Annotated in this window: 21 protein-coding genes; 6 read left to right on the top strand and 15 right to left on the bottom strand. The window is 44.7% G+C overall.

All coding sequences use genetic code 11. The features are described 5' to 3' along the window. Together OAG1_RS01810 and OAG1_RS01805 are read right to left on the bottom strand one after the other, a co-directional pair. Positions 1-504 (bottom strand): hypothetical protein, encoded by a 504-nt coding sequence (locus OAG1_RS01810; RefSeq protein WP_338623461.1) that lies wholly within the window; start codon positions 502-504, stop codon positions 1-3. Further along, positions 501-1,229, bottom strand: coding sequence for an SURF1 family protein (locus OAG1_RS01805; protein WP_338623459.1), 729 nt, complete (start codon positions 1,227-1,229; stop codon positions 501-503). Before OAG1_RS01805 ends, OAG1_RS01810 begins: the two co-directional genes overlap by 4 nt. On the opposite strand from OAG1_RS01805, the gene OAG1_RS01800 reads away from it, so the two are divergent. Next, positions 1,222-1,425 (top strand): DUF2909 family protein, encoded by a 204-nt coding sequence (locus OAG1_RS01800; protein WP_016399728.1) that lies wholly within the window; start codon positions 1,222-1,224, stop codon positions 1,423-1,425. The two genes, OAG1_RS01805 and OAG1_RS01800, sit on opposite strands and share 8 nt — an antisense overlap. Here the strand turns inward: OAG1_RS01800 and OAG1_RS01795 are convergent. The 5 genes from OAG1_RS01795 to lexA form a co-directional block, all read right to left on the bottom strand. Then, positions 1,422-2,297, bottom strand: coding sequence for a cytochrome c oxidase subunit 3 (locus OAG1_RS01795; protein WP_152783580.1), 876 nt, complete (start codon positions 2,295-2,297; stop codon positions 1,422-1,424). The two genes, OAG1_RS01800 and OAG1_RS01795, sit on opposite strands and share 4 nt — an antisense overlap. Beyond that, complete coding sequence (locus OAG1_RS01790; RefSeq protein ID WP_338623456.1) at positions 2,281-2,859, bottom strand: cytochrome c oxidase assembly protein; 579 nt, start codon at positions 2,857-2,859, stop codon at positions 2,281-2,283. Before OAG1_RS01790 ends, OAG1_RS01795 begins: the two co-directional genes overlap by 17 nt. Before the next feature lies 1 nt (position 2,860). Continuing rightward, a complete protein-coding gene (gene ctaD / locus OAG1_RS01785; RefSeq protein WP_016399731.1) occupies positions 2,861-4,453 on the bottom strand; it encodes a cytochrome c oxidase subunit I in 1,593 nt (530 codons plus the stop codon). An 11-nt stretch (positions 4,454-4,464) separates the two neighbouring features. Further along, a complete protein-coding gene (gene coxB, locus OAG1_RS01780) occupies positions 4,465-5,532 on the bottom strand; it encodes a cytochrome c oxidase subunit II (RefSeq protein ID WP_215426316.1) in 1,068 nt (355 codons plus the stop codon). Positions 5,533-5,862: 330 nt separating this feature from the next. Then, positions 5,863-6,510: a transcriptional repressor LexA gene (gene lexA, locus OAG1_RS01775; protein WP_338623453.1), complete on the bottom strand. Its 648-nt coding sequence runs from the start codon at positions 6,508-6,510 to the stop codon at positions 5,863-5,865. Positions 6,511-6,780: 270 nt separating this feature from the next. Between lexA and OAG1_RS01770 the strand changes: the two genes are divergently transcribed. Continuing rightward, complete coding sequence (locus OAG1_RS01770; protein WP_338623451.1) at positions 6,781-7,119, top strand: cytosolic protein; 339 nt, start codon at positions 6,781-6,783, stop codon at positions 7,117-7,119. A 241-nt stretch (positions 7,120-7,360) separates the two neighbouring features. Here OAG1_RS01770 and OAG1_RS01765 read toward each other — a convergent pair whose 3' ends face one another. From OAG1_RS01765 to OAG1_RS01755, 3 genes are all read right to left on the bottom strand, one after another. Continuing rightward, a complete protein-coding gene (locus OAG1_RS01765) occupies positions 7,361-7,939 on the bottom strand; it encodes a Crp/Fnr family transcriptional regulator (protein WP_338623449.1) in 579 nt (192 codons plus the stop codon). A 121-nt stretch (positions 7,940-8,060) separates the two neighbouring features. Next, the gene (locus tag OAG1_RS01760; protein WP_338623447.1) at positions 8,061-8,588 is read right to left on the bottom strand and encodes a hypothetical protein; all 528 of its coding nucleotides are present in this window, start codon (positions 8,586-8,588) and stop codon (positions 8,061-8,063) included. Positions 8,589-8,649: 61 nt separating this feature from the next. Continuing rightward, the gene (locus OAG1_RS01755; protein ID WP_338623445.1) at positions 8,650-10,062 is read right to left on the bottom strand and encodes an alkyl sulfatase dimerization domain-containing protein; all 1,413 of its coding nucleotides are present in this window, start codon (positions 10,060-10,062) and stop codon (positions 8,650-8,652) included. Positions 10,063-10,206: 144 nt separating this feature from the next. Here OAG1_RS01755 and OAG1_RS01750 point away from each other — a divergent pair, with 144 nt between their 5' ends. Beyond that, positions 10,207-10,710 (top strand): hypothetical protein, encoded by a 504-nt coding sequence (locus tag OAG1_RS01750; protein ID WP_338623443.1) that lies wholly within the window; start codon positions 10,207-10,209, stop codon positions 10,708-10,710. Here the strand turns inward: OAG1_RS01750 and OAG1_RS01745 are convergent. Together OAG1_RS01745 and OAG1_RS01740 are read right to left on the bottom strand one after the other, a co-directional pair. Beyond that, the gene (locus OAG1_RS01745; RefSeq protein ID WP_338623441.1) at positions 10,699-11,340 is read right to left on the bottom strand and encodes a Crp/Fnr family transcriptional regulator; all 642 of its coding nucleotides are present in this window, start codon (positions 11,338-11,340) and stop codon (positions 10,699-10,701) included. The two genes, OAG1_RS01750 and OAG1_RS01745, sit on opposite strands and share 12 nt — an antisense overlap. A gap of 92 nt (positions 11,341-11,432) precedes the next feature. Next, complete coding sequence (locus OAG1_RS01740) at positions 11,433-12,200, bottom strand: hypothetical protein (protein ID WP_338623439.1); 768 nt, start codon at positions 12,198-12,200, stop codon at positions 11,433-11,435. 321 nt (positions 12,201-12,521) lie between these two features. Here OAG1_RS01740 and OAG1_RS01735 point away from each other — a divergent pair, with 321 nt between their 5' ends. After that, a complete protein-coding gene (locus tag OAG1_RS01735) occupies positions 12,522-13,400 on the top strand; it encodes an NAD(P)-dependent oxidoreductase (RefSeq protein WP_016399745.1) in 879 nt (292 codons plus the stop codon). 30 nt (positions 13,401-13,430) lie between these two features. On the opposite strand, the gene OAG1_RS01730 is transcribed toward OAG1_RS01735, so the two are convergent. Further along, positions 13,431-14,114, bottom strand: coding sequence for a PEP-CTERM sorting domain-containing protein (locus tag OAG1_RS01730; RefSeq protein ID WP_152783588.1), 684 nt, complete (start codon positions 14,112-14,114; stop codon positions 13,431-13,433). A gap of 244 nt (positions 14,115-14,358) precedes the next feature. On the opposite strand from OAG1_RS01730, the gene plsB reads away from it, so the two are divergent. Beyond that, the gene (gene plsB / locus OAG1_RS01725) at positions 14,359-16,752 is read left to right on the top strand and encodes a glycerol-3-phosphate 1-O-acyltransferase PlsB (RefSeq protein ID WP_338623436.1); all 2,394 of its coding nucleotides are present in this window, start codon (positions 14,359-14,361) and stop codon (positions 16,750-16,752) included. Here plsB and ubiA read toward each other — a convergent pair. Further along, positions 16,749-17,624, bottom strand: a complete 876-nt coding sequence (gene ubiA, locus OAG1_RS01720) for a 4-hydroxybenzoate octaprenyltransferase (protein WP_338626410.1) — start codon at positions 17,622-17,624, stop codon at positions 16,749-16,751. The genes plsB and ubiA overlap by 4 nt on opposite strands. Then, a complete protein-coding gene (locus tag OAG1_RS01715) occupies positions 17,611-18,174 on the bottom strand; it encodes a chorismate lyase (RefSeq protein WP_338623434.1) in 564 nt (187 codons plus the stop codon). Before OAG1_RS01715 ends, ubiA begins: the two co-directional genes overlap by 14 nt. A 401-nt stretch (positions 18,175-18,575) precedes the next feature. Here OAG1_RS01715 and OAG1_RS01710 point away from each other — a divergent pair, with 401 nt between their 5' ends. After that, complete coding sequence (locus OAG1_RS01710) at positions 18,576-18,977, top strand: flagellar basal body-associated protein FliL (protein ID WP_016399751.1); 402 nt, start codon at positions 18,576-18,578, stop codon at positions 18,975-18,977. The last annotated feature ends 18 nt before the right edge of the window (positions 18,978-18,995 follow it).

Genomic DNA, 18,995 nt, shown 5'->3' with positions numbered 1-18,995 from the left:
CTATTGAAACCGCGAGTTTTTAATCAGTCGCTTCAAATCGGTGATTAGCCCTTTGATCTGCTCATCACCTTGAGCGGGTTGGTAGCTCAATATCACCCAACCTGTTGGGTCTATCACTAACCACTGTTGATCGTAATCGGCCAGTTGTTGATTAGCTTGTCCCAACCTCATTTGCTCAAGTCCATCGTTTATTTGATTGAGCTGTTCGCCGGAAGTAAGGGCAACTTTTTGAGTTTGCTGTTTGGCGATGCCCAAAGCTAACCAAGCATTATTGAGTTTGCCAAGCTGTTGCAAACAAGCTTGCGAGCAGTCGCCATCAATAACCTGAGCAATCGACCACTTACCTATGGGATAGTTTTCCAACTGTCTTGGCGGCTCCATCCACTCCCCATGGCTAAGTGCACCCGGTTCATACCAACCCATTTTAAGTACCACCCAAGCCAAAATAAGCGGCACTAAAAATACCGAAGCAAGTAACAACATGGTTTTTTGGTGACTTCTCATAAACCTTCCTTGTTTCTATTTTGCACGCAAAAATAAACGGTTAAGCCAGCGGCAACTAAGGCCATTAACAACCATTGCAGCGCATAACCTTGGTGCTTTTGCGGCGATATTGACACTAACTGTTCAGAACTATGCTCAAGTTGGCTATCTAGCACAAAAGGCAACAATTCAAGATTCCAATAGTCGGACAAAGCCGCAATATTGATTTGCTGAACCCGCAGTCCCTGCGGAAACTCTTCTAACCAGTGCTGCTGATTAAGTACCACTGGCAAGCTGATTTCTCTTAATCGATAGCGCGAAGGTAGCTCTTGAGCACTTATTGCTTCTGGTAGCAAACGCCTATCTGTTCCTGCGGGCTGCCAAGCAAGACGCACTAGTACATTGCCTTGAGGGGTATCTGCTAAGGTATAGGCGTCGTACCCCACTACTCCTTCATTTACTTTATTGTCTAACCACAAAAATTTACCCGAACTTGCAATGTCACTTAGCGTAACTAATTGAAACGGCTGCACACCCGAAGCAAGGGCCTGTTCTAAGCTGGTTTCGAGCTGTGATTGCTGCTGGTATTGATCTAATAACTGCTGTTTTTGTTCACTGCGTTGCCATTGCCACAAGGAAAGCTTGACCATTAGCCCTATCAGCGCAACCATAAGTACAACAAACAGTATCAAGCGGTAAGAAACTGTTTTTTTATCAGCCTGTTGAGAGAGCTTAGTTATGGTCATAAAACTGCTAATTACCGCGTTAATCCTGTTTGTAGTGGTGAACATGCTGTTTGCTTTACGGGTAATGCTAAAGGGCGGAGAAAAACCAATGACCCATTACTTAGGTAAACGCTTAATCTTTAGCGTGTTGGTTATCCTATTGGTTTTACTCGCCATGGCCTTGGGCATCATTCAGCCCAACCCACGCCCTTACTAAAGCACATAGACAAAAATAAACAGACACAACCACACCACATCTACAAAGTGCCAATACCAACTCGATGCCATAAATGCAAAGTGACTCTTACCGGTGAAGTGGCCTTTTAGTACCCGCAAAAACATCACCGTAAGCATGATGGCGCCTAACGTAACGTGTAAGCCGTGAAAACCCGTGAGTAAGAAAAAGGTATTGCCATAAATGCCTGAATCAAGGCGCAAGCCTAATTCCTGATACGCGTGAATGTATTCTTCAATCTGGAAAAATAAGAAAGCAAAACCTAGCACCAAGGTAATGGCTAACCACATTTTAAGTGGCCCGCGTTTATCTTTTTCTAAACTCACATGAGCAAAGTGCAATGTCACTGACGAAATCACCAGTATTACGGTATTCAATAACGGCAAGCCAAACCAGCCCATCGCTTGGGTTGTTGTACCGCCGGGCGTTTCAACTAGCGGCCACATGGCAGTAAATTCTGGCCATAACACCGCGCCAGTCATTTCATTATTACCAGCACCGCCCAACCAAGGCACAGCAATCATTCTGGCGTAGAATAACGCTCCGAAAAATGCACCAAAGAACATTACCTCAGAGAAAATGAACCAACTCATGCCTTGGCGAAAAGAGCGGTCCATTTGGGCACTATATAAGCCATCCATACTCTCTTGGATAACATTGCCAAACCAACCAAACATCATGGTAACAATTACCACAAAGCCACATGACAATATCCAAAGGCCGTAGCTTTGTTCACTGCCCATTTGTTGAACAGAAAAACCAGCGCCCATGGCGATTAGGAATAAACCCACCGCGCCAACAATTGGCCAAATACTTTGCGCAGGAACGTAATACTTCTCATAAGGCTGCGTCATTGCTCACCTCTCCATCAGCACTTACTTGTGCAGTTTCAGATTCAATCGGCTCGCCCTCTACGGCAAATAAGGTGTAAGCCAAAGTTAAGGTATTTATATCTTTAGGTAACTCAGGATCTACATAGAAGAACAATGGCATGTCTTGTTGCTGACCCGGAGCTAGGGTTTGCTGCTCAAAACAAAAACAGCTGACTTTTTTTAGATGATTGGCCGCCAAACCAGGGCTAACCGAGGGAACCGCCTGCACCGTGCCACGTTTGGGAGTAAGGTTACTAGCACTAAAATCAACCTGTAGAGTCTCACCTGGATGGACTTTTACTTGGTTAACCTTAGGGCCAAACTTCCAATTAAGCCCTTGCGGTACATAGCTAATAAACTCCACGGTTACGGTGCGCTGTTGGTCGGTAACAAGGCTTATTTCACTGGCTTCTGTAGCTGTTTTGCCGTTAATGCCAGTAACCTGACAAAATACGTCATACAGTGGCACTAAGGCGTAACCGAAGCCGAACATAGCCACTACTACAAGCAGCAGCTTTGTGACTAAACGGCCATGGCCAAGCATATTATTTAATCTCCGGCGGTGTAGAGAAACTGTGATAAGGCGCTGGCGATGGCAATGCATCCCACTCTAAGCCCTCTGCGCCTTCCCAAGGTTTAGCCGGCGCAGGTTCACCGCTTCTAATACACTTAATCACCATGTACAAGAAGATGAACTGCGACAAACCAAAGGCAAAGCCACCAATACTCACAATAGCGTTAACATCGGCAAACTGCAGCGCATAATCTGGAATACGCCGTGGCATGCCACCTAAGCCTAAGAAGTGCATAGGGAAGAACAACACATTTACCGAGATAAGCGAACACCAGAAATGTAGCCGGCCCAGGCCTTCGTCGTACATATTACCGGTCCACTTAGGTAGCCAATAATAAGCAGCAGCCATAATCGAGAATACCGCGCCTGTTACCAGTACATAATGGAAGTGCGCCACCACAAAATAAGTGTCGTGATATTGGAAATCCACCGGCGTAATCGCCAACATCAATCCCGAGAAACCACCGATGGTGAAAAGCACAATAAAGGCCAGTGCGAATAACATCGGCGTTTCAAAGGTCATTGAGCCGCGCCACATGGTGGCCACCCAGTTAAATACCTTCACCCCAGTAGGTACCGAGATCAGCATGGTACAAAACATGAAGAACAACTCAGCCGCAACAGGCATACCAGTAGTAAACATATGGTGCGCCCACACAATGAAGCTTAAACCAGCAATAGATGCTGTGGCGTAAACCATCGAGGCATAACCAAATAACCTTTTACGAGAGAAGGCTGGAACAATCGCCGAGATAATGCCGAATGACGGCAAAATCATAATGTAAACTTCGGGGTGGCCAAAGAACCAGAATATGTGCTGAAACAGTACAGGGTCTCCCCCGCCGGCGGCATCAAAAAACGACGTACCAAAATACTTATCTGTAAGCACCATGGTCACTGCACCTGCTAATACCGGCATCACAGCAATCAACAAAAATGCGGTAATAAACCAGGTCCACACAAATAGCGGTAACTTCATGTAAGTCATGCCGGGTGCACGTAAGTTCATAATGGTTACAATCACATTGATCGCCCCCATAATCGAACTAATCCCCATAATATGCACCGAGAATACAAACAAAGCGGTACTGTCTGGACTGTAGTTAGTAGAAAGCGGCGCGTAGAAAGTCCAACCAAAGTTAGGGCCACCACCTTCCATAAACAACGAGGCCAACAGCATGGTGAAAGCAAAAGGTAAAATCCAAAAGCTCCAGTTATTCATGCGTGGCAAGGCCATATCTGGCGCGCCAATCATCATCGGAATCAGCCAGTTAGCCAAACCGGTAAAGGCAGGCATCACTGCACCAAACACCATGATTAAGCCATGCATGGTGGTCATTTGATTGAAAAAGTTAGGTTCAACTAACTGTAAACCTGGTTGGAACAGCTCGGCGCGGATCACCATCGCCATTGCGCCACCGGTAATAAACATGGCAAAACTAAACCACAAATACATTGAGCCAATGTCTTTGTGGTTAGTGGTTAATACCCAACGCATTAAACCGCGCGGGGCACCGTGATGGTGCTCATCATGGTCAGCATGAACGTCACTAATCGTGCTCATTATCTCTCTCCCTACTGCGCTGCGTTTTGCACGGCCACAACATCCTTGGCCTGCACTAAATCACCGGTATCATTACCCCAAGCGTTACGCTCGTAAGTAATTACGGCAGCCAGCTCTTTTAAACCTAGCTGTTTACCAAAGGCTTGCATCGCAGTGCCCGGTACACCATTCACAACTACTTCAATATGTTTGCCCACATCACCAATAGCGATTGGACTGTCTTTCAAGCCAGGGAACACACCTGGTAAGCCTTCACCGTTAACTTGGTGGCAAGCCGCACAGCTTTTGTCGTAGACTTTTTTGCCCAGCGACATCAGTTCGTCTTGCTCCATAGTCATAGCAACCAGCTCTAACTCTTGGGCTTGTTTGGCTTGATAAGCGGCTTCTTCCTCGGCTAACCAAACATCGTAATCGGCCTGCGTTTTAGCGATAACCACAATCGGCATAAAGCCGTGGTCCTTACCACATAACTCAGCACACTGGCCGCGGTAAATGCCGGGTTTATCAATGATGGTCCAAGCCTCATTAATAAAGCCGGGGTTGGCGTCTTTCTTCACTGCAAAATCAGGTACCCACCAGGAGTGGATAACATCTTCCGAAGTCATCAAAAAGCGCACTTTTTTATCGATGGGCAATACCAGCGGTCGGTCTACCTCAAGCAAGTAGTTTTTGCGTTTTTCCAGCTTGCCGTTAACTTCATCCATATCAGATGCCAGCACACTGTAGAATTCCAGTTCACGGTCAAAGTATTTGTAATGCCACTTCCACTGGGAACCTGTTACTTGAATCGTGATATCGGCATCGGAAGGATCTTCCATGGCCAGCAGGGTTTTAGTGGCAGGAATCGCCATCCCTATCAATATAATGAAAGGAACGATGGTCCAAATAATTTCTACTTTGGTACTTTCATGAAATTGAGCCGGCTTGGCCCCTTTAGATTTGCGATGATGAAAAATAGCCCAGAACATGGCGCCAAACACCAGCACCCCAATAGCACAACAAATATAAAAAATTGTCATGTGCAGGCCATAAACCTGCTCACTAATGGCGGTAACACCCGGACGTAAGTTGAATGACATTTCTTGCGCAAATACTTGCGACGAAAAGAATGTCAGCATTATTAGCTGAATCCATCGGCCCACAGCGCTCTCCTTTGCTAGTAGCCAACGACAACAACTCTCCAAACTAGGAAAGTAGCTGCAGAAAAAGGGAAATCCCCCACCCCAAAAGTAGTAGACAGCAACAGCTAAATACAAGCTACTGCTTATAAATTAACCCCTAAGTTAAAGAAATGTAAATATATTGTTGAGATTTTTATGGATAAACACAAAAGATGTGATGCTAACGACAAAAGCCCAAATCGGGCTGATTTGGGCTTAAAAAGGGCGGAACTTATTGCTATGTAAGGCTTACATCCAATCGGCAGTGCGAATAATACCTACCGCTAAGCCTTCAATTTCGATGCTTTGATACTCTAAATCAACTTCAATAGTTGAGAGCTCTTCATTTTCTGGATGCAAGTAAACCATTTTACCGTCGCGTTCAAAACGCTTAACCGTAACATCGTCTTCTAAACGTGCCACCACCACTTGCCCATTATGAACATTATTGGTTTTGTGCACCGCTAACAAGTCACCATCCATAATGCCGATGTCTTTCATACTCATTCCCTGCACCCGCAGTAAATAATCAGCATGAGGATTAAACAAGTTAGCATCTACCGCATAGTGCGACTCTACATGCTCCTGCGCCAAAATAGGCTCGCCTGCAGCCACTTGGCCGATTAAGGGTAAACCGGGTTCTAAGTCTTCGGCCACTGGCTCATTAGCGCTGGCTGGCAAATACTCTTCACTAATGCGAATACCGCGCGAAGCTCCAGGGATCATCTCAATAGCCCCTTTCTTAGCAAGTGCTCGTAGGTGCTCTTCTGCCGCATTAGCGGAACGAAAGCCTAATTCTTTAGCGATCTCTGCACGGGTTGGCGGCATACCCGTTTCGGAAATATGACGACGAATTAATTCAAATACTTCTGTTTGACGGGGTGTTAAGGGCTTCATATTCTACCTGTAAGTTTATACAGCACACTGTTAGTATATACAGCATGAGCAATGAAGCAAGGATTTATCTAAATCAGTGACTTATTGTAGTGTAGGTTTCAGTTTCATTGGAATTCTTTCCGCTACTTTGAAACTACACCCCATATTTTGAGAGACAGATTGCAATGTGATGGAAACTGAACAAAGTTACCACCTTTAGCAACTAAATCTCTACTACGCTCTTCCCCTGATAGTGATAAAATCGCCGCATTAAAATTACCGAGAAACTCTATGTTTATCCATCATGTTAACGGCATCGACTGGCTGGTGATTACAGCTTTTGAAGAACTGAAAACACTGTTTATCGAAGAAGCGGCTGCGATCCCCTCATGCTTTTCTACTGCCAGCGAGCTGAGCCTAATTGATCAAGCCAAGCGCACGCATGGATATTTGCCGACATTCAGCGGTATTATCACCGATACTGGCACTTTTCAAAGCCAATATAACGAAGAAGATTTAAACCCACAGCTTGCCTGCTTAGTGGAGGGACGCGGACGGGTGTTTATCTACCACGGCGGCTTTGTCGCTTTTGTGGATGACGAGCAAACCTTTATTACTCGATTGGACTGACAATAATTTAGGAAGTTGAAATCGACGAATTGGAACCGCTAGCTAGGAATAGGAAAAACTGGGTTAGAAAGGATTGTGAAAATGCTATTTTTCACAATGATGCATCACATTCGAACATAAGAAAAACTGTAATATCTCGGCCCAACACAAGCTCCTGAGAGACCTAAACAGTAATTAACATTAAGGTGTCTTACTCGAGAAAGCATGACTCTCACACCGTAAACAATATTAAGCACTTGGCTTAACTAGTTAGATCCTTTTCAGCGATCCGATACCCTGGATGTGCTTTGTCGATAATGCCATTAGAAATCAGCGTTTTTAGTGCACTGCCCACAGTGTTTCTAGACATATTAAGTAACGATGCCAAGGACAGTATATTGATAGGTAATACATCATCTTGGTTTAGATCACTAAGTACCTCTAGGGCTTTGTATACCTTTTTCTGAGGAGGACGCTCAGAGCTAAGATGAAACAATCGGCTTAGTGCTCGCTGCTTTTTAGCCATAGATTGATTCAGCATCTGGTTAAATTCTAGAGAGCTAGCAATAAGGTTTTGCGCTTTTTTGAAAGACAAGGTTAACACTCGGCATTCGCAAGATGTGTTGATGTCTAAGGGCGAATTGCCTCCCATAAAAAACTGAGTCTCGTTTAAAATAATTCCAGGATAAATAATATTAACGTACACCCCAGAATTGCCATTACCCGCTTGGTGAAAACCCAGTATCCCCGTAATTAGAAAGGTAATAAATTCTGACCTTCCATCCTGAAAATAGATGAAGTCACCTTTATTTAGTTGCTGCACTTTTCCTAATTTAATCATTTCTTTAGCAAGTTCTTGGCTGGTTCCGTATCTCCTTATAAGTGTATTTTCAACCAAGCTATATGTGGCTGTACGCATAGCTGTTAGATACCACTCTTTTAGTACAAATTAGGTAAACCCATTAGTTAATGCGATGAACAAACCGACATGACTCGTCACCTTCGGTAAGTAGTGCGATGATCTCGACCTTGTAATTGGGGTTAATGGCACAACCGGTAGCATTCTCCATTGCCGACACAACGTGCCGACAAAACTCGCCACTGCATTTAGGATCTTGTGACTCTCGCATTAAATCTTCGCAAGCAACACATGCAGTTTCGACCCTAACCGGATCTCCATTCGCATCGACTTCCCAATGCCCTTCTACCCCAAATATTGGATCTTCATAATCATGGTAAGAGCCAATAGCGCGAGCAGAGTGTTGGTCAATATTCATTTTCTTAACCAAATAAGGAGCGCGATACTTCCCATACTCGCTAAGCGCGGGGATCCAAAAAGCTTGCCAGGCACCCAGTCCTTTATTCTGATATTGCTTTACTAAGTGCTTTACCAGAGCGGTGTTCCCTTTACGCAATAACCATCTCATACTGCAACTATGCTCTGCTAGGCGCATCATGCTGTGCAGGTAAATAGCAAATAGCTTCTTCATCGATACACTCCTCTATCTTTACACAAAAGCCCACGCACAATGCGCAGGCTTTTGATTGAGATTAGTATTCGCCAGTTAGCACTATTGGCAGCTCAATTTTACCTTCTAAGGCTAGAGCATGGGTAAGCATCCAATTACGGGTATTAGATGCCGATGCTTTCTGGGCCATAGCGCGCAAAGAGTCAGCTTTCACTTGTTTTGCCTTTTCTTCACCAGCGCGAATTGCATAAGTGGCAAGTTGAGCAGCCCATTGATGGTCATTGTCTGCTTGAGCTTGTTTAGCCAAGTTAATCACTTTGTCTAATCCGCCCATCGCTTCAACCATCTTGGTTGCTTCTAAATCTCTTGGCAGTGGGTGAAGGTCAATTGAATCATTGCCAAACCAATGCATAACATGGTTGTAGTAACGACGAACGTGATAAGTCCACTCACCATAGTTTTCTTCCATCCAAGGAGAGTTAGCAACAATCTCTGGCATTTTCACGCTGTACTGAAGTTCGTCGGGAGACATACCCAAACCAATTGCTTTCTCGGTTTCAGAAATCAGTGCACGAGTTGCAATCAATTGATGCTCAAGTTGCTCTTTAAATATTTCACCTGATACCGGCTTACCATGAACTTTCAGGCTATGCTCTACATCTTTAGACAATAGCCACTCAATTGAAGATTCCATCAACCCAATATCGCGCCAGCGATCACCACGCAAAGTTGAGTAATTGAACAAGCCATGAGCCCAATAAGTATTGTCTACAGTGACCTTCTTCTCTGGAACATAAATGCTGAGGCCATCCATAGTATCGGTGTGCCCCATGTGGGTAACAAACTCCATACCATCAATTATGATAGAGGTCTCTTCATCACCCACTAGCATGGTAGGCGGCGTGTAAGCTTCCATGTCGTAGGCCGTAAAGCTAACTTTTGCCATTCCTGTTTTTGATGGCGAATCAGGTCCTTCCTCAGGAAGAAATGCACCTAACTGAATGCCCGCTCGCACTTGGCGCACTGTTGCCATTGGCGAATCGGTCGACAAAGCAGCACCAAACTCTTCTTTATGATTTTTATGGGCCACCACCACGGTGTCTTCACTTAGGTTCCACTCACCCGCACCCACAATGTAGTGCCAATGGGTATAAATAAGCCCAACTACGGGTTTCTTAGCTATGTTCTCTGGTAGCAGTGAGATGGCTTTTTTGGCATACGCTCGGTTCAATCCACCGTCAAATACAACAATGCCGTTTGCCGTCTCAATAACGTTTACATTGTCCATCCCCATACCAGTTAATGACCATACTCCAGGTGCAACCTGATAAGCACCGTCGGTATATTGAGCATCTTTATTGTTCAGGCTCTCAGCAATTACAGCACCCGAGGCGCTAATAACGCTCTTTTCTTCAACAACTAACGAGCTGTTGGCAAACACCGAACTAGTAGCAAACACTGCAACAAAAGCAGCAACTTTGGAAAACTTAGGCATACAGGATCTCACATGTTTATCGTTGATAAATGATGCCGGCTATCCTAATTGGCGAGAGCGTTTTAAAAATCGCAAGCTGCAACTTTGAGTGAATTTTTCACTGCTATCATTCGCGCGGTATTAAAAACTAAAAGATTAACAACAATGTTGCGTGAGAAAAAATTGTCAGTAATAGCGATTAGCATGATGCTATCGGGCGCAGCTGCTGCTTGCCCCTTACATTTTGGTGCAGAGCAAGGTGAACTAGATTTGCCCGGTGCATCACAACTGCTTATCAACTCGATATTTTTAGAGAAAAGTGATGATCTGCAAGCGCTTAAACCACTGCCACCAGCCGCTACCTTTCAACGTGCATCGTGGTGGTTAAGAATATTCGCAAAGTCCTTACATGAGCATCACATTGAAGACCTGCATATTGTATTAGCTGATATTCCATTGTGGTCACACCTTTTACCCAGTCCTTCACCGATAAGGATCGATGTAGAGAAGCCAGAACCAACCGCTAAGGTGGTGATGTTGACTCAGGTGGGCCTGCAAGCTCTGATTACTCGTTCAATAAGCATGCAACAAGCTCTTTCTCTTGGTTTAGTGCGTTTACATCAAGTAGATGACGAAACAAGATCTAAGCTAGAGCAATTAGCTATCTAAGAGTTTTACTGCGCCGTAGGTGTTAATTATCTTGCTGTCTTTTTCGAGCTCTTTAAGCACCCGATGAACCCGGTGTTTGCTTACGGCTAAATAAGCCGCTAGCTTTTCGGCAGTAATTAATACTTCGTCATCAAGTTGTTTAAGACTTTGTAAGCGCAATAGTACACGCTGTTTAAGTGGCATAAGCAAAGAGGTAGAAAGCAGCTGCTCGCTCATTCTATACAGCGCCGCAGCGCATAAACCGGAAAGCAATTTCGCTTCATGCTCCAAATTAGCTTCACTTCTTAACTTACTGTAAGCCAGAAATAGTACGGTACATTCCGACACCGCAACAACCGTTGCCGGCGAGGTTTTCCCATCAAGAAAAGAAACGGCATTTAGCAGGCTGCCAGAAACAAATTTTTCTGCAATTAACATTTCACCATCTACAGAGAGGATCTCAATCTCTGCTTCTCCTTCGGTTAAATAGCCTAGCCTATCAATCGCTTCATTTTGAAAAACGATAGTGTCGCCAGCCCGAAAAGTTTTACGAACGGCGCTGGTTTGCAAGGCAAGAGCTAAGAGCGGAAATTGTGCTTCGTCAAACAGTTTGTTAAACCCGTTTGCTTGATAATGTGCCGTTTCTTTCAAAGCTATGCTCCAACAGCAGTGGCGTAGTTCTCTCTATTATACTCCAGCATTTAATAGAGAAAACGTTGGCTTATCTATTTGTAGACCCGCGGCTATAACTGGTAGTTGAACTCGATGCGGTGGGCGCTTTCATTAAAGCGCTGATGCTGAGTCCAATTCGCAAAGTAGCGAAGGTTAAATCTTGGGTTAATTTGATAAGACGCCGCAAATTCGTGAGCAAACACCTGAGATTCACCACCAAAAGCACCGCTTTTATAATGGTTAGAACCCGACAGAGTGGTCATCCACATTGGATTGTAATTTAGCCAAATGTTCTCGGTAAGAGTGAGTTTGCTATAAGTACCAACAACCCCAAATGTTCCAGGTACCGAATAGCCACTAATCACTTCGCCGTTGTCTCCCATAATATTGTTGCCAAAGGCAAAACCTGCTCCAGCAAGAGGAAACAACTGTAACGGCCCTAAAGCAGGCAGCGATTGAATAATGCTATAGGAAATAGAACCAGACTCATTCTCAAAATCATAATTGCTATCTATTTGCGAACCACGCCCATTAGTAAGATCGGCCTCAAACTTTCTATAACGTAAACTTTGCACGCTATCTCTAGCGTTTTCATCACTACTCAAAGTGTCACCTAAAATGCCTTTTACCTCGAATACATGCATGCCCATGGTGGTGTCTTCACCAGTATCAAAGGTTTGCCCTAGCTTTAAGTTAAGCCCAGTATTGGTATAGCCAGCACCTACTTGAGTATACACCGCAAGAGGATCCGACATATCCTGCACCGAGTCAGTTTCCCCAGCTTGTGAATAGCCAGACAATAAACAGCTTACCAAGGCCACATTTGTTAACTTACCCATCGTTAGTTCTCTTAAAGGTTCGAAAAATCAACGACGGAAATTAGCAGCCAGCTAGAAAAGATTCTGCACAGAGAGTGCAGAGTAATAAATCAATCCATTTGAATTTCAGGCTATAGATGAACTGAAAAAGTAGCTCAGCAATAGCTATCACCTAGTACGAAATCTCTGAAGGAAGAGCAATAAAGGGCGGCTTTTGTACGATCAAAATCAAATAATTCGTACTTTAAGATAAATAAAAGCCGCTGGCCAATTGCTTAAAAAGTGACTGAGGTATATGCTTAGCCCCTATTAATAATACAATATGATTTACTGGAGTTGAAAATGACAAAACCTGTCATCGGTTTCATCGGCCTTGGTCTTATGGGCGGCAACATGGTTGAAAACCTGCAAAAGCGCGGTTACCAACTAAATGTAATGGACTTAAATAAAGAGGCTGTTGCAACGTGTGTTGCTCGTGGTGCTAAAGAAGCAAGCTCTGCAAAAGAACTAGCTGCAGCTAGTGACATTGTAATGCTTTGTTTAACCACTTCTGCAGTAGTTGAAAAACTTATCTACGCTGACGACGGCATTTTAGCTGGTATTAAAGAAGGCGCGGTATTAGTAGATTTTGGTACTTCTATCCCAGCCTCTACCCGTAAGATTGGTGAAGACCTAGCCGCTAAAGGCGCAGGCATGATTGACGCACCATTAGGTCGTACTCCTGCTCACGCTAAAGATGGTTTGCTAAACATTATGGCAGCTGGCGATATCGATACCTTTAACAAAGTTAAACCGGTATTAGACGAGCAAGGTGAAAATGTATTCCACCTAGGTGCTCTTGGCGCTGGTCACACTACTAAGTTAGTAAATAACTTTATGGGTATGACTACTGTTGTTGCTATGTCGCAAGCATTTGCTGTGGCCGATCGCGCTGGTGTAAACCGCCAACAGTTATTCGACATTATGTCAGCTGGCCCTTCTAACTCACCGTTCATGCAGTTTTGTAAAAATTACGCTGTAGATGGTGTTAGTGACTTAGGTTTCTCTATTGCTAACGCAAACAAAGACCTTGGCTACTTCTTAGAAATGGTTAAAGACTTAGGCACAGAATCTAAAATCGCTGAAGGTTCTTCTGCTAACTTAGCCGCTGCACTAGATGCAGGCCTAGGCAACGGCAATGTACCAGAGATTTTCGATTACTTTCTTAAACTAGAAAAGTAACTCGAGCTCTTAATGACAAGGGTGTAACAGTTAAGCTGTTACACCCTTGTTTGTTTTAAAGCCAGCATTTCTCCAAGCTAGCATCAACAGAATACTGGCAAACAACCCTGCCGACAGCGGCTCACTAACTCTGGTAGCCTCTGCCACAATCAGCACCGGATTAATGTCTATCCAATAGTAATCTTCATCACCTTGCACTAAGGGGCTGTTAAAAATACGCTCAACCTCATCAGGCGTAATCAGGGTTTGATTGTTCAAAGATGGGTTCATCAAAAACGCACCATTCATATGAGGCAAACCTAAATTATGGCCGAGTTCATGTGCTAATAGCTCTCCACCAAAAGATCCTGCAGCATAGGAAGACTCAACCACAAAATCGTTACCAAAGTACTCACCACAACCAACAATCCCCGTAAGCACAAAGCTACCACAGGCACTAATGGTATCGATAAAATAGAAGTTAACTACATTTGCTGGGCCAACGTGCTGATTAAATAACTGGGTAACTTCTGCGCTAGTGGTTATATCAAGCAGTTCAGGAAACACTAACTCGCTGGCCGTACCAATACGAATATCGATGATATTTTGGCCAAAGCTAGCTTGCGAATATATTTCATCCATTGCCGCTTCATTGGTGGTAATAAAAGCCGCCTGAACCATTGATGAAACAAATAGCAATAAGGCGAATACTGAGCTCTTTGTGGGCAGGGTCATAACACATTCCTTAGCGTGGTAAGCCTAATGAAAATTCTTAGCAACATATTATTAACAATAGCATCCACAACTAAATAAACGAATTTTTGCAGCAAGAATAACCTACCCAGAGTAACTCTTGAGCCTTATTTCAGTTATTTATCTAGATCCTGAATTATTTAAGATATTGCATCAAATCAAAGCCAAATTTAGATAAGTCTGCTACCCTATGCCCTGTATCAATTCACCACTATAAGCTCTTGAGATGTTACATTTACCCTCTCCAGTTTTAGCCGTTTTGCGAGCAATAATTGGCTTTTTTACTCGCGGAAAATTTGTCCCAGACAATCCCATCACTGAGTTCAATTTAGATTTAACTCAGCCGATTATTTATGTGATCCCTAGTCATTCATTGGCCGATGTATTAACTCTGCAACTCGCCTGTAAAGAACTTGGCTTACCCGATCCCTTTGAACCGGTAATGTTTGCTGGCGAAGCGCATAAACGGGTAGCTTTTTTAGTTGATGGCAACGGCGAAACCCTAGAGCAAACCATTGAGCAGTTTACCTCTGCCTTGGCCATTCACCGTAGTGACGAAAGTCACAACGCGCAGTTGGTGCCAGTTAAGTTATTTTGGGACCGTTACCCGGGGCGCGAAAGCGTGGATGACTTAATGGGCGGCAAGCCAGAACGCCCAGCCGGGGTGTTAAAGAAAACCTGGCAGGTTATCTTTAAAGGCCGCGAAAACTTAGTCCGTTTTAGTCCACCGGTTTCGCTTAAAGACATGGCACAACGCCAAGGCTCAGACAAACGTATTGGCCACAAACTGGCACGTGTTGCCCGAATTCACTTTAGCCGCATGCAAATGATCGCAACCGGCCCCAAGTTACCAAACCGTCGCCACATGTTTGAGCAGCTACTGGCTTCGGCAACCATTCGTGAAGCGATTAATGAAGAAGCAAAAGCCAAGAACATCGACAAGGCTGCCGCTCGCCAAGCCGCCTTAAAATATTTAGAAGAAATTGCTGCCGACTTCTCCTACCGTAACTTACGCATGGCCGACGCGGTACTCAGTTGGGTTTGGAACAAAATCTATTCAGGCATTGAAGTAAACCACGCAGAAAAAGTGCGTAAACTGGCCCAAGAAGGCCATGAAATAGTTTACGCACCTTGTCATCGTAGCCACATGGACTACCTACTGCTGTCTTATGTTTTATACCACCAAGGCATGGTGCCGCCGCACATTGCAGCTGGGGTAAACTTAAACTTCTGGCCTGCCGGTCCGTTCTTTCGCCGCTCTGGCGCGTTTTTTATTCGCCGCAGTTTCAAAGGTAACAAACTCTACTCCACCGTATTTAGAGAGTACTTAGGGCAGCTATTCAGCCGCGGTTATTCAGTAGAGTACTTTACCGAGGGCGGTCGCAGCCGCACAGGGCGTTTATTGCCACCTAAAACCGGCATGTTAGCCATGACCGTTCAAGCGATGCTAAAAGGCTTAGAGCGTCCGGTAACTATTGTTCCCGTGTACTTTGGTTACGAACACGTAATGGAAGTAGGCACTTACTACAAAGAGTTAAAAGGAAAATCTAAAGATAAAGAATCGTTATTCTCGCTGTTTGGCATGCTGCGTAAATTGCGCAACTTTGGCCACGGCTATGTAAACTTTGGCGAGCCGATTAACGTAAACCAAAGCTTAAACAAACTAGCGCCGGAGTGGCGAGAACACCCAGAAGAAGGTTTAAAACCCAACTGGTTGGTGCCTGCGGTTAACGATATTTCCAACCAATTAATGGTGAATATTAACAGCGCCGCTGCGGTAAATGGTTTGTGTTTAAGCGCCACTATTTTATTGGCTGCCGAGAACCGAGCCCTGCCGCGCAAGCAACTGGTTAAGCAGATAAGTTTATACACATCTTTAATCGAAAATGTGCCTTATAGTGACCATGTAACGCTACCGGAAGTAGATGCAGAAACTCTGCTGGATCAGGCTATTAGCCTCGACAAGTTTGAAATTCGCAGCGACTACTTAGGCGAAATTATTGGCCTAGATGAAAAACAGCAGGTACTGCTTAATTTCTATCGCAATAACATTATCCATTTGCTAATTATTCCAGCCTTTATCGCCACCGCGTTATTGCAACATCGTAGCCTGTGCCGTAGCCAATTGGTCGCCTTACTTGAGCAGCTTTATCCTTTGCTAAAAGGTGAATTGTTCCTGCGTTATCAAGTAAGTGACATGAGCGATCTTGCTGACCGCTACTTAGAAGAATTTGCCACGCTAAAACTAATCAGTGATCAAGGCGATTGCTTTAACATTGACAGCCAACGTCGTGGGCGTTTGTTGCTGCTAGCCCAAGTGGCTCAAGAAAGCTTGCACCGCTACGCCATTGTTGCGGCGTTGTTGGCCAAGCGTCCTCACCTAGAGCGTGCAGAGTTGGAACAGCAAGCATTGGCCGGCGCACAACGTTTAGCGCAATTGCACAATATCGACGCGCCGGAATATTACGACAAACGCATTACCACTAACTTACTCTCACTAATCCGCGAGCAGGGCTTAAGCGACAGTCAATCGGCAGAGGGTTTGTTTAAACAACTCTCGCCACTGCTGGCCGATGGGGTGTACCAATCGATCAGTGAATTGTTAGATTTAGAAGCTTAAGCCGCACTAATAGCCAGCCATGCATAATGGCTGGCTATGCCTATAAACACCGCCAAACCTACATAGTTGTTGTTTAAAAAAGCTTGGAAACACGCTTCTCGCTCACGATACCTAATCAATTTTTGCTGATAGACAAACAATACCGCTGCAGCGAGCAAACCAAGATCAAAGATAAAACCTAATTGCTTCACATGACCTAAAAGCGCCAAGCACAGCAAACTGGCAGCCTGCAACAGCGCCACAATGAGTTTATCGAAACGGCCAAATAAGATGGCGGTAGACTTAATGCCCACTTTTAAGTCGTCATCACGATCAACCATTGCATACTTGGTATCGTAGGCCACTGTCCAACACACATTAGCCACTAATAGCAACCACGCTTCGGCAGGCACAGCGTTGGTTTGCGCCGCGTAAGCCATGGGAATACACCAACTAAAAGCCAAGCCAAGAAACAACTGCGGTAAATGGGTATAGCGTTTCATAAACGGATAAATTGCCGCCAATACAAGGGCTGCAAAAGATAGCAAAATAGTAAGGGTGTTTTGACTTAGTACCAACAGAAACGACAACACCACCAAGCCAAAAAATAGGGTGAGCGCTTCACGCTCGCTGACCACTCCAGTGGCCAACGGACGCTGAGCAGTGCGTTTCACATGGGCATCCACTTTACGATCGGCAAAATCATTGATCACACAGCCAGCCGAGCGCATGAAAAACACCCCTAATACAAACACCAACAAAACAGAAAAATCAGGTAATCCTTCGGCGGCTAACCAAAGTGCCCACAAAGCCGGCCACAGCAACAATAAAGTGCCAATGGGTTTGTCCGCCCGCATTAACTGCCAATAGGGTTTTGCGTTAGCTAGCTGCAACACCACTTTCTCCTTGATAGGCAATACAAGATGGCAAAAAAATCTCAGAAACCAACAATGGTGCCGAGGCTAATAAGAAACGTGAACGTCGCCCCCACAAAGGCTGCGGGTCTGTAACATACTGGTAAATTGCCGAGTTTTGGTCAACTTGGGCTAACTCTAAAGTTTGTCGTTGGCCTTTATCAGTAAACAGTAACTCACCTAGTGGTTTATTAGCGAGTCGGCTCACCTCGGCGGCATCGCCTTCTAAGGAGCTTTTAGGTATCACGCTACGCGCAAATACCCACGGCTCGCCATCACAGCATAGCAGTACTTCACGCACCCAATAGGGTCCTGCGCAGGCCAAGGTCTTAAGCTCATGATTGGCTATCTCGGCGTACCCCTCAAACAACACTTGAATAGAGAACTGCTGGCAATGTTGGCGTAAGCGCGCGGTTAACGAACCTGGGTACTCTAGCCAGTCACGCAACTGTAGTGCTGTCATGCTTAGTTGTTGTGGCAATTGCCACTTACCATCGGCCCCGCAAGGCTGCTGTTGATTTGGTTTCACGCGATCACATTGCAAAGAATTAGACTGGCATTATCCAGTAAACAACGGTTTAAAGTAAACTCTACTTTGCGCGAATGCTTCGCTGATTTGCCTTACATTTATCAGCATAATTTGTGGGGTTAAGCTAAGTTACCAAACTGCTTTACTAGGGGTTTCTGTCTTTCGCGGTTAAATTTTGTTCGAGAGAAAATCGTTTTAAGCGCGGAAGACCTGTGCAGCCTAGCAGGCTAGGTAAACACTAGAGCCGCTACCTTGTATAAACAAGCCATAAATTACTGCAAAATCAGCTGGAAAGGCCAACAGCCCTTAACAAGTCTTGTATTATTTTCCATCACCAGCTTGACCTAGTGCCCGCTAACAGAAACAATAAAGCTAGGACTACCAAGGAAACACACCGCCGCATGAAATTTGTTCACAGCTTGCTGTTATGTTGCAGCTTATTCTTCTCCTCGCTGGCCTACAGCCAAGAAGCAGGAAACTCTAGTTATGCATATTTTGGCTTCGAACCCGATATCATTACTAACTACATTAGCACCGGCAAGAAGCTTGGTTATGTGCGTATTACTGCCGAAGTAATGGTCGAGAACCAAAGTGCTTTAAGCAGCATTGAGCACCACGCACCACTCATTCGCGACGCAATTATCGAGATACTGGGTCATCAACGTGAAGAAGACATTAAGTCTTTAAAAGGCCGCGAAGAAATTCGCATTTTATGCCAAGAAGCGGTCAACGATTTATTAGTACAAGAAACCGGTAAAAAGCTAGTGAGCAAATTGCTGTTCACTAAGTACTTATACCAATAAAGCTCGTTGATAGATTAA

The sequence above is a fragment of the Agarivorans sp. OAG1 genome, assembly GCF_037076485.1.
Classification (GTDB): Bacteria; Pseudomonadota; Gammaproteobacteria; order Enterobacterales; family Celerinatantimonadaceae; genus Agarivorans; species Agarivorans albus.
The sequence above is the reverse complement of the archived record's forward strand: the minus strand, read 5'-3'. Positions and strand labels throughout refer to the sequence as shown.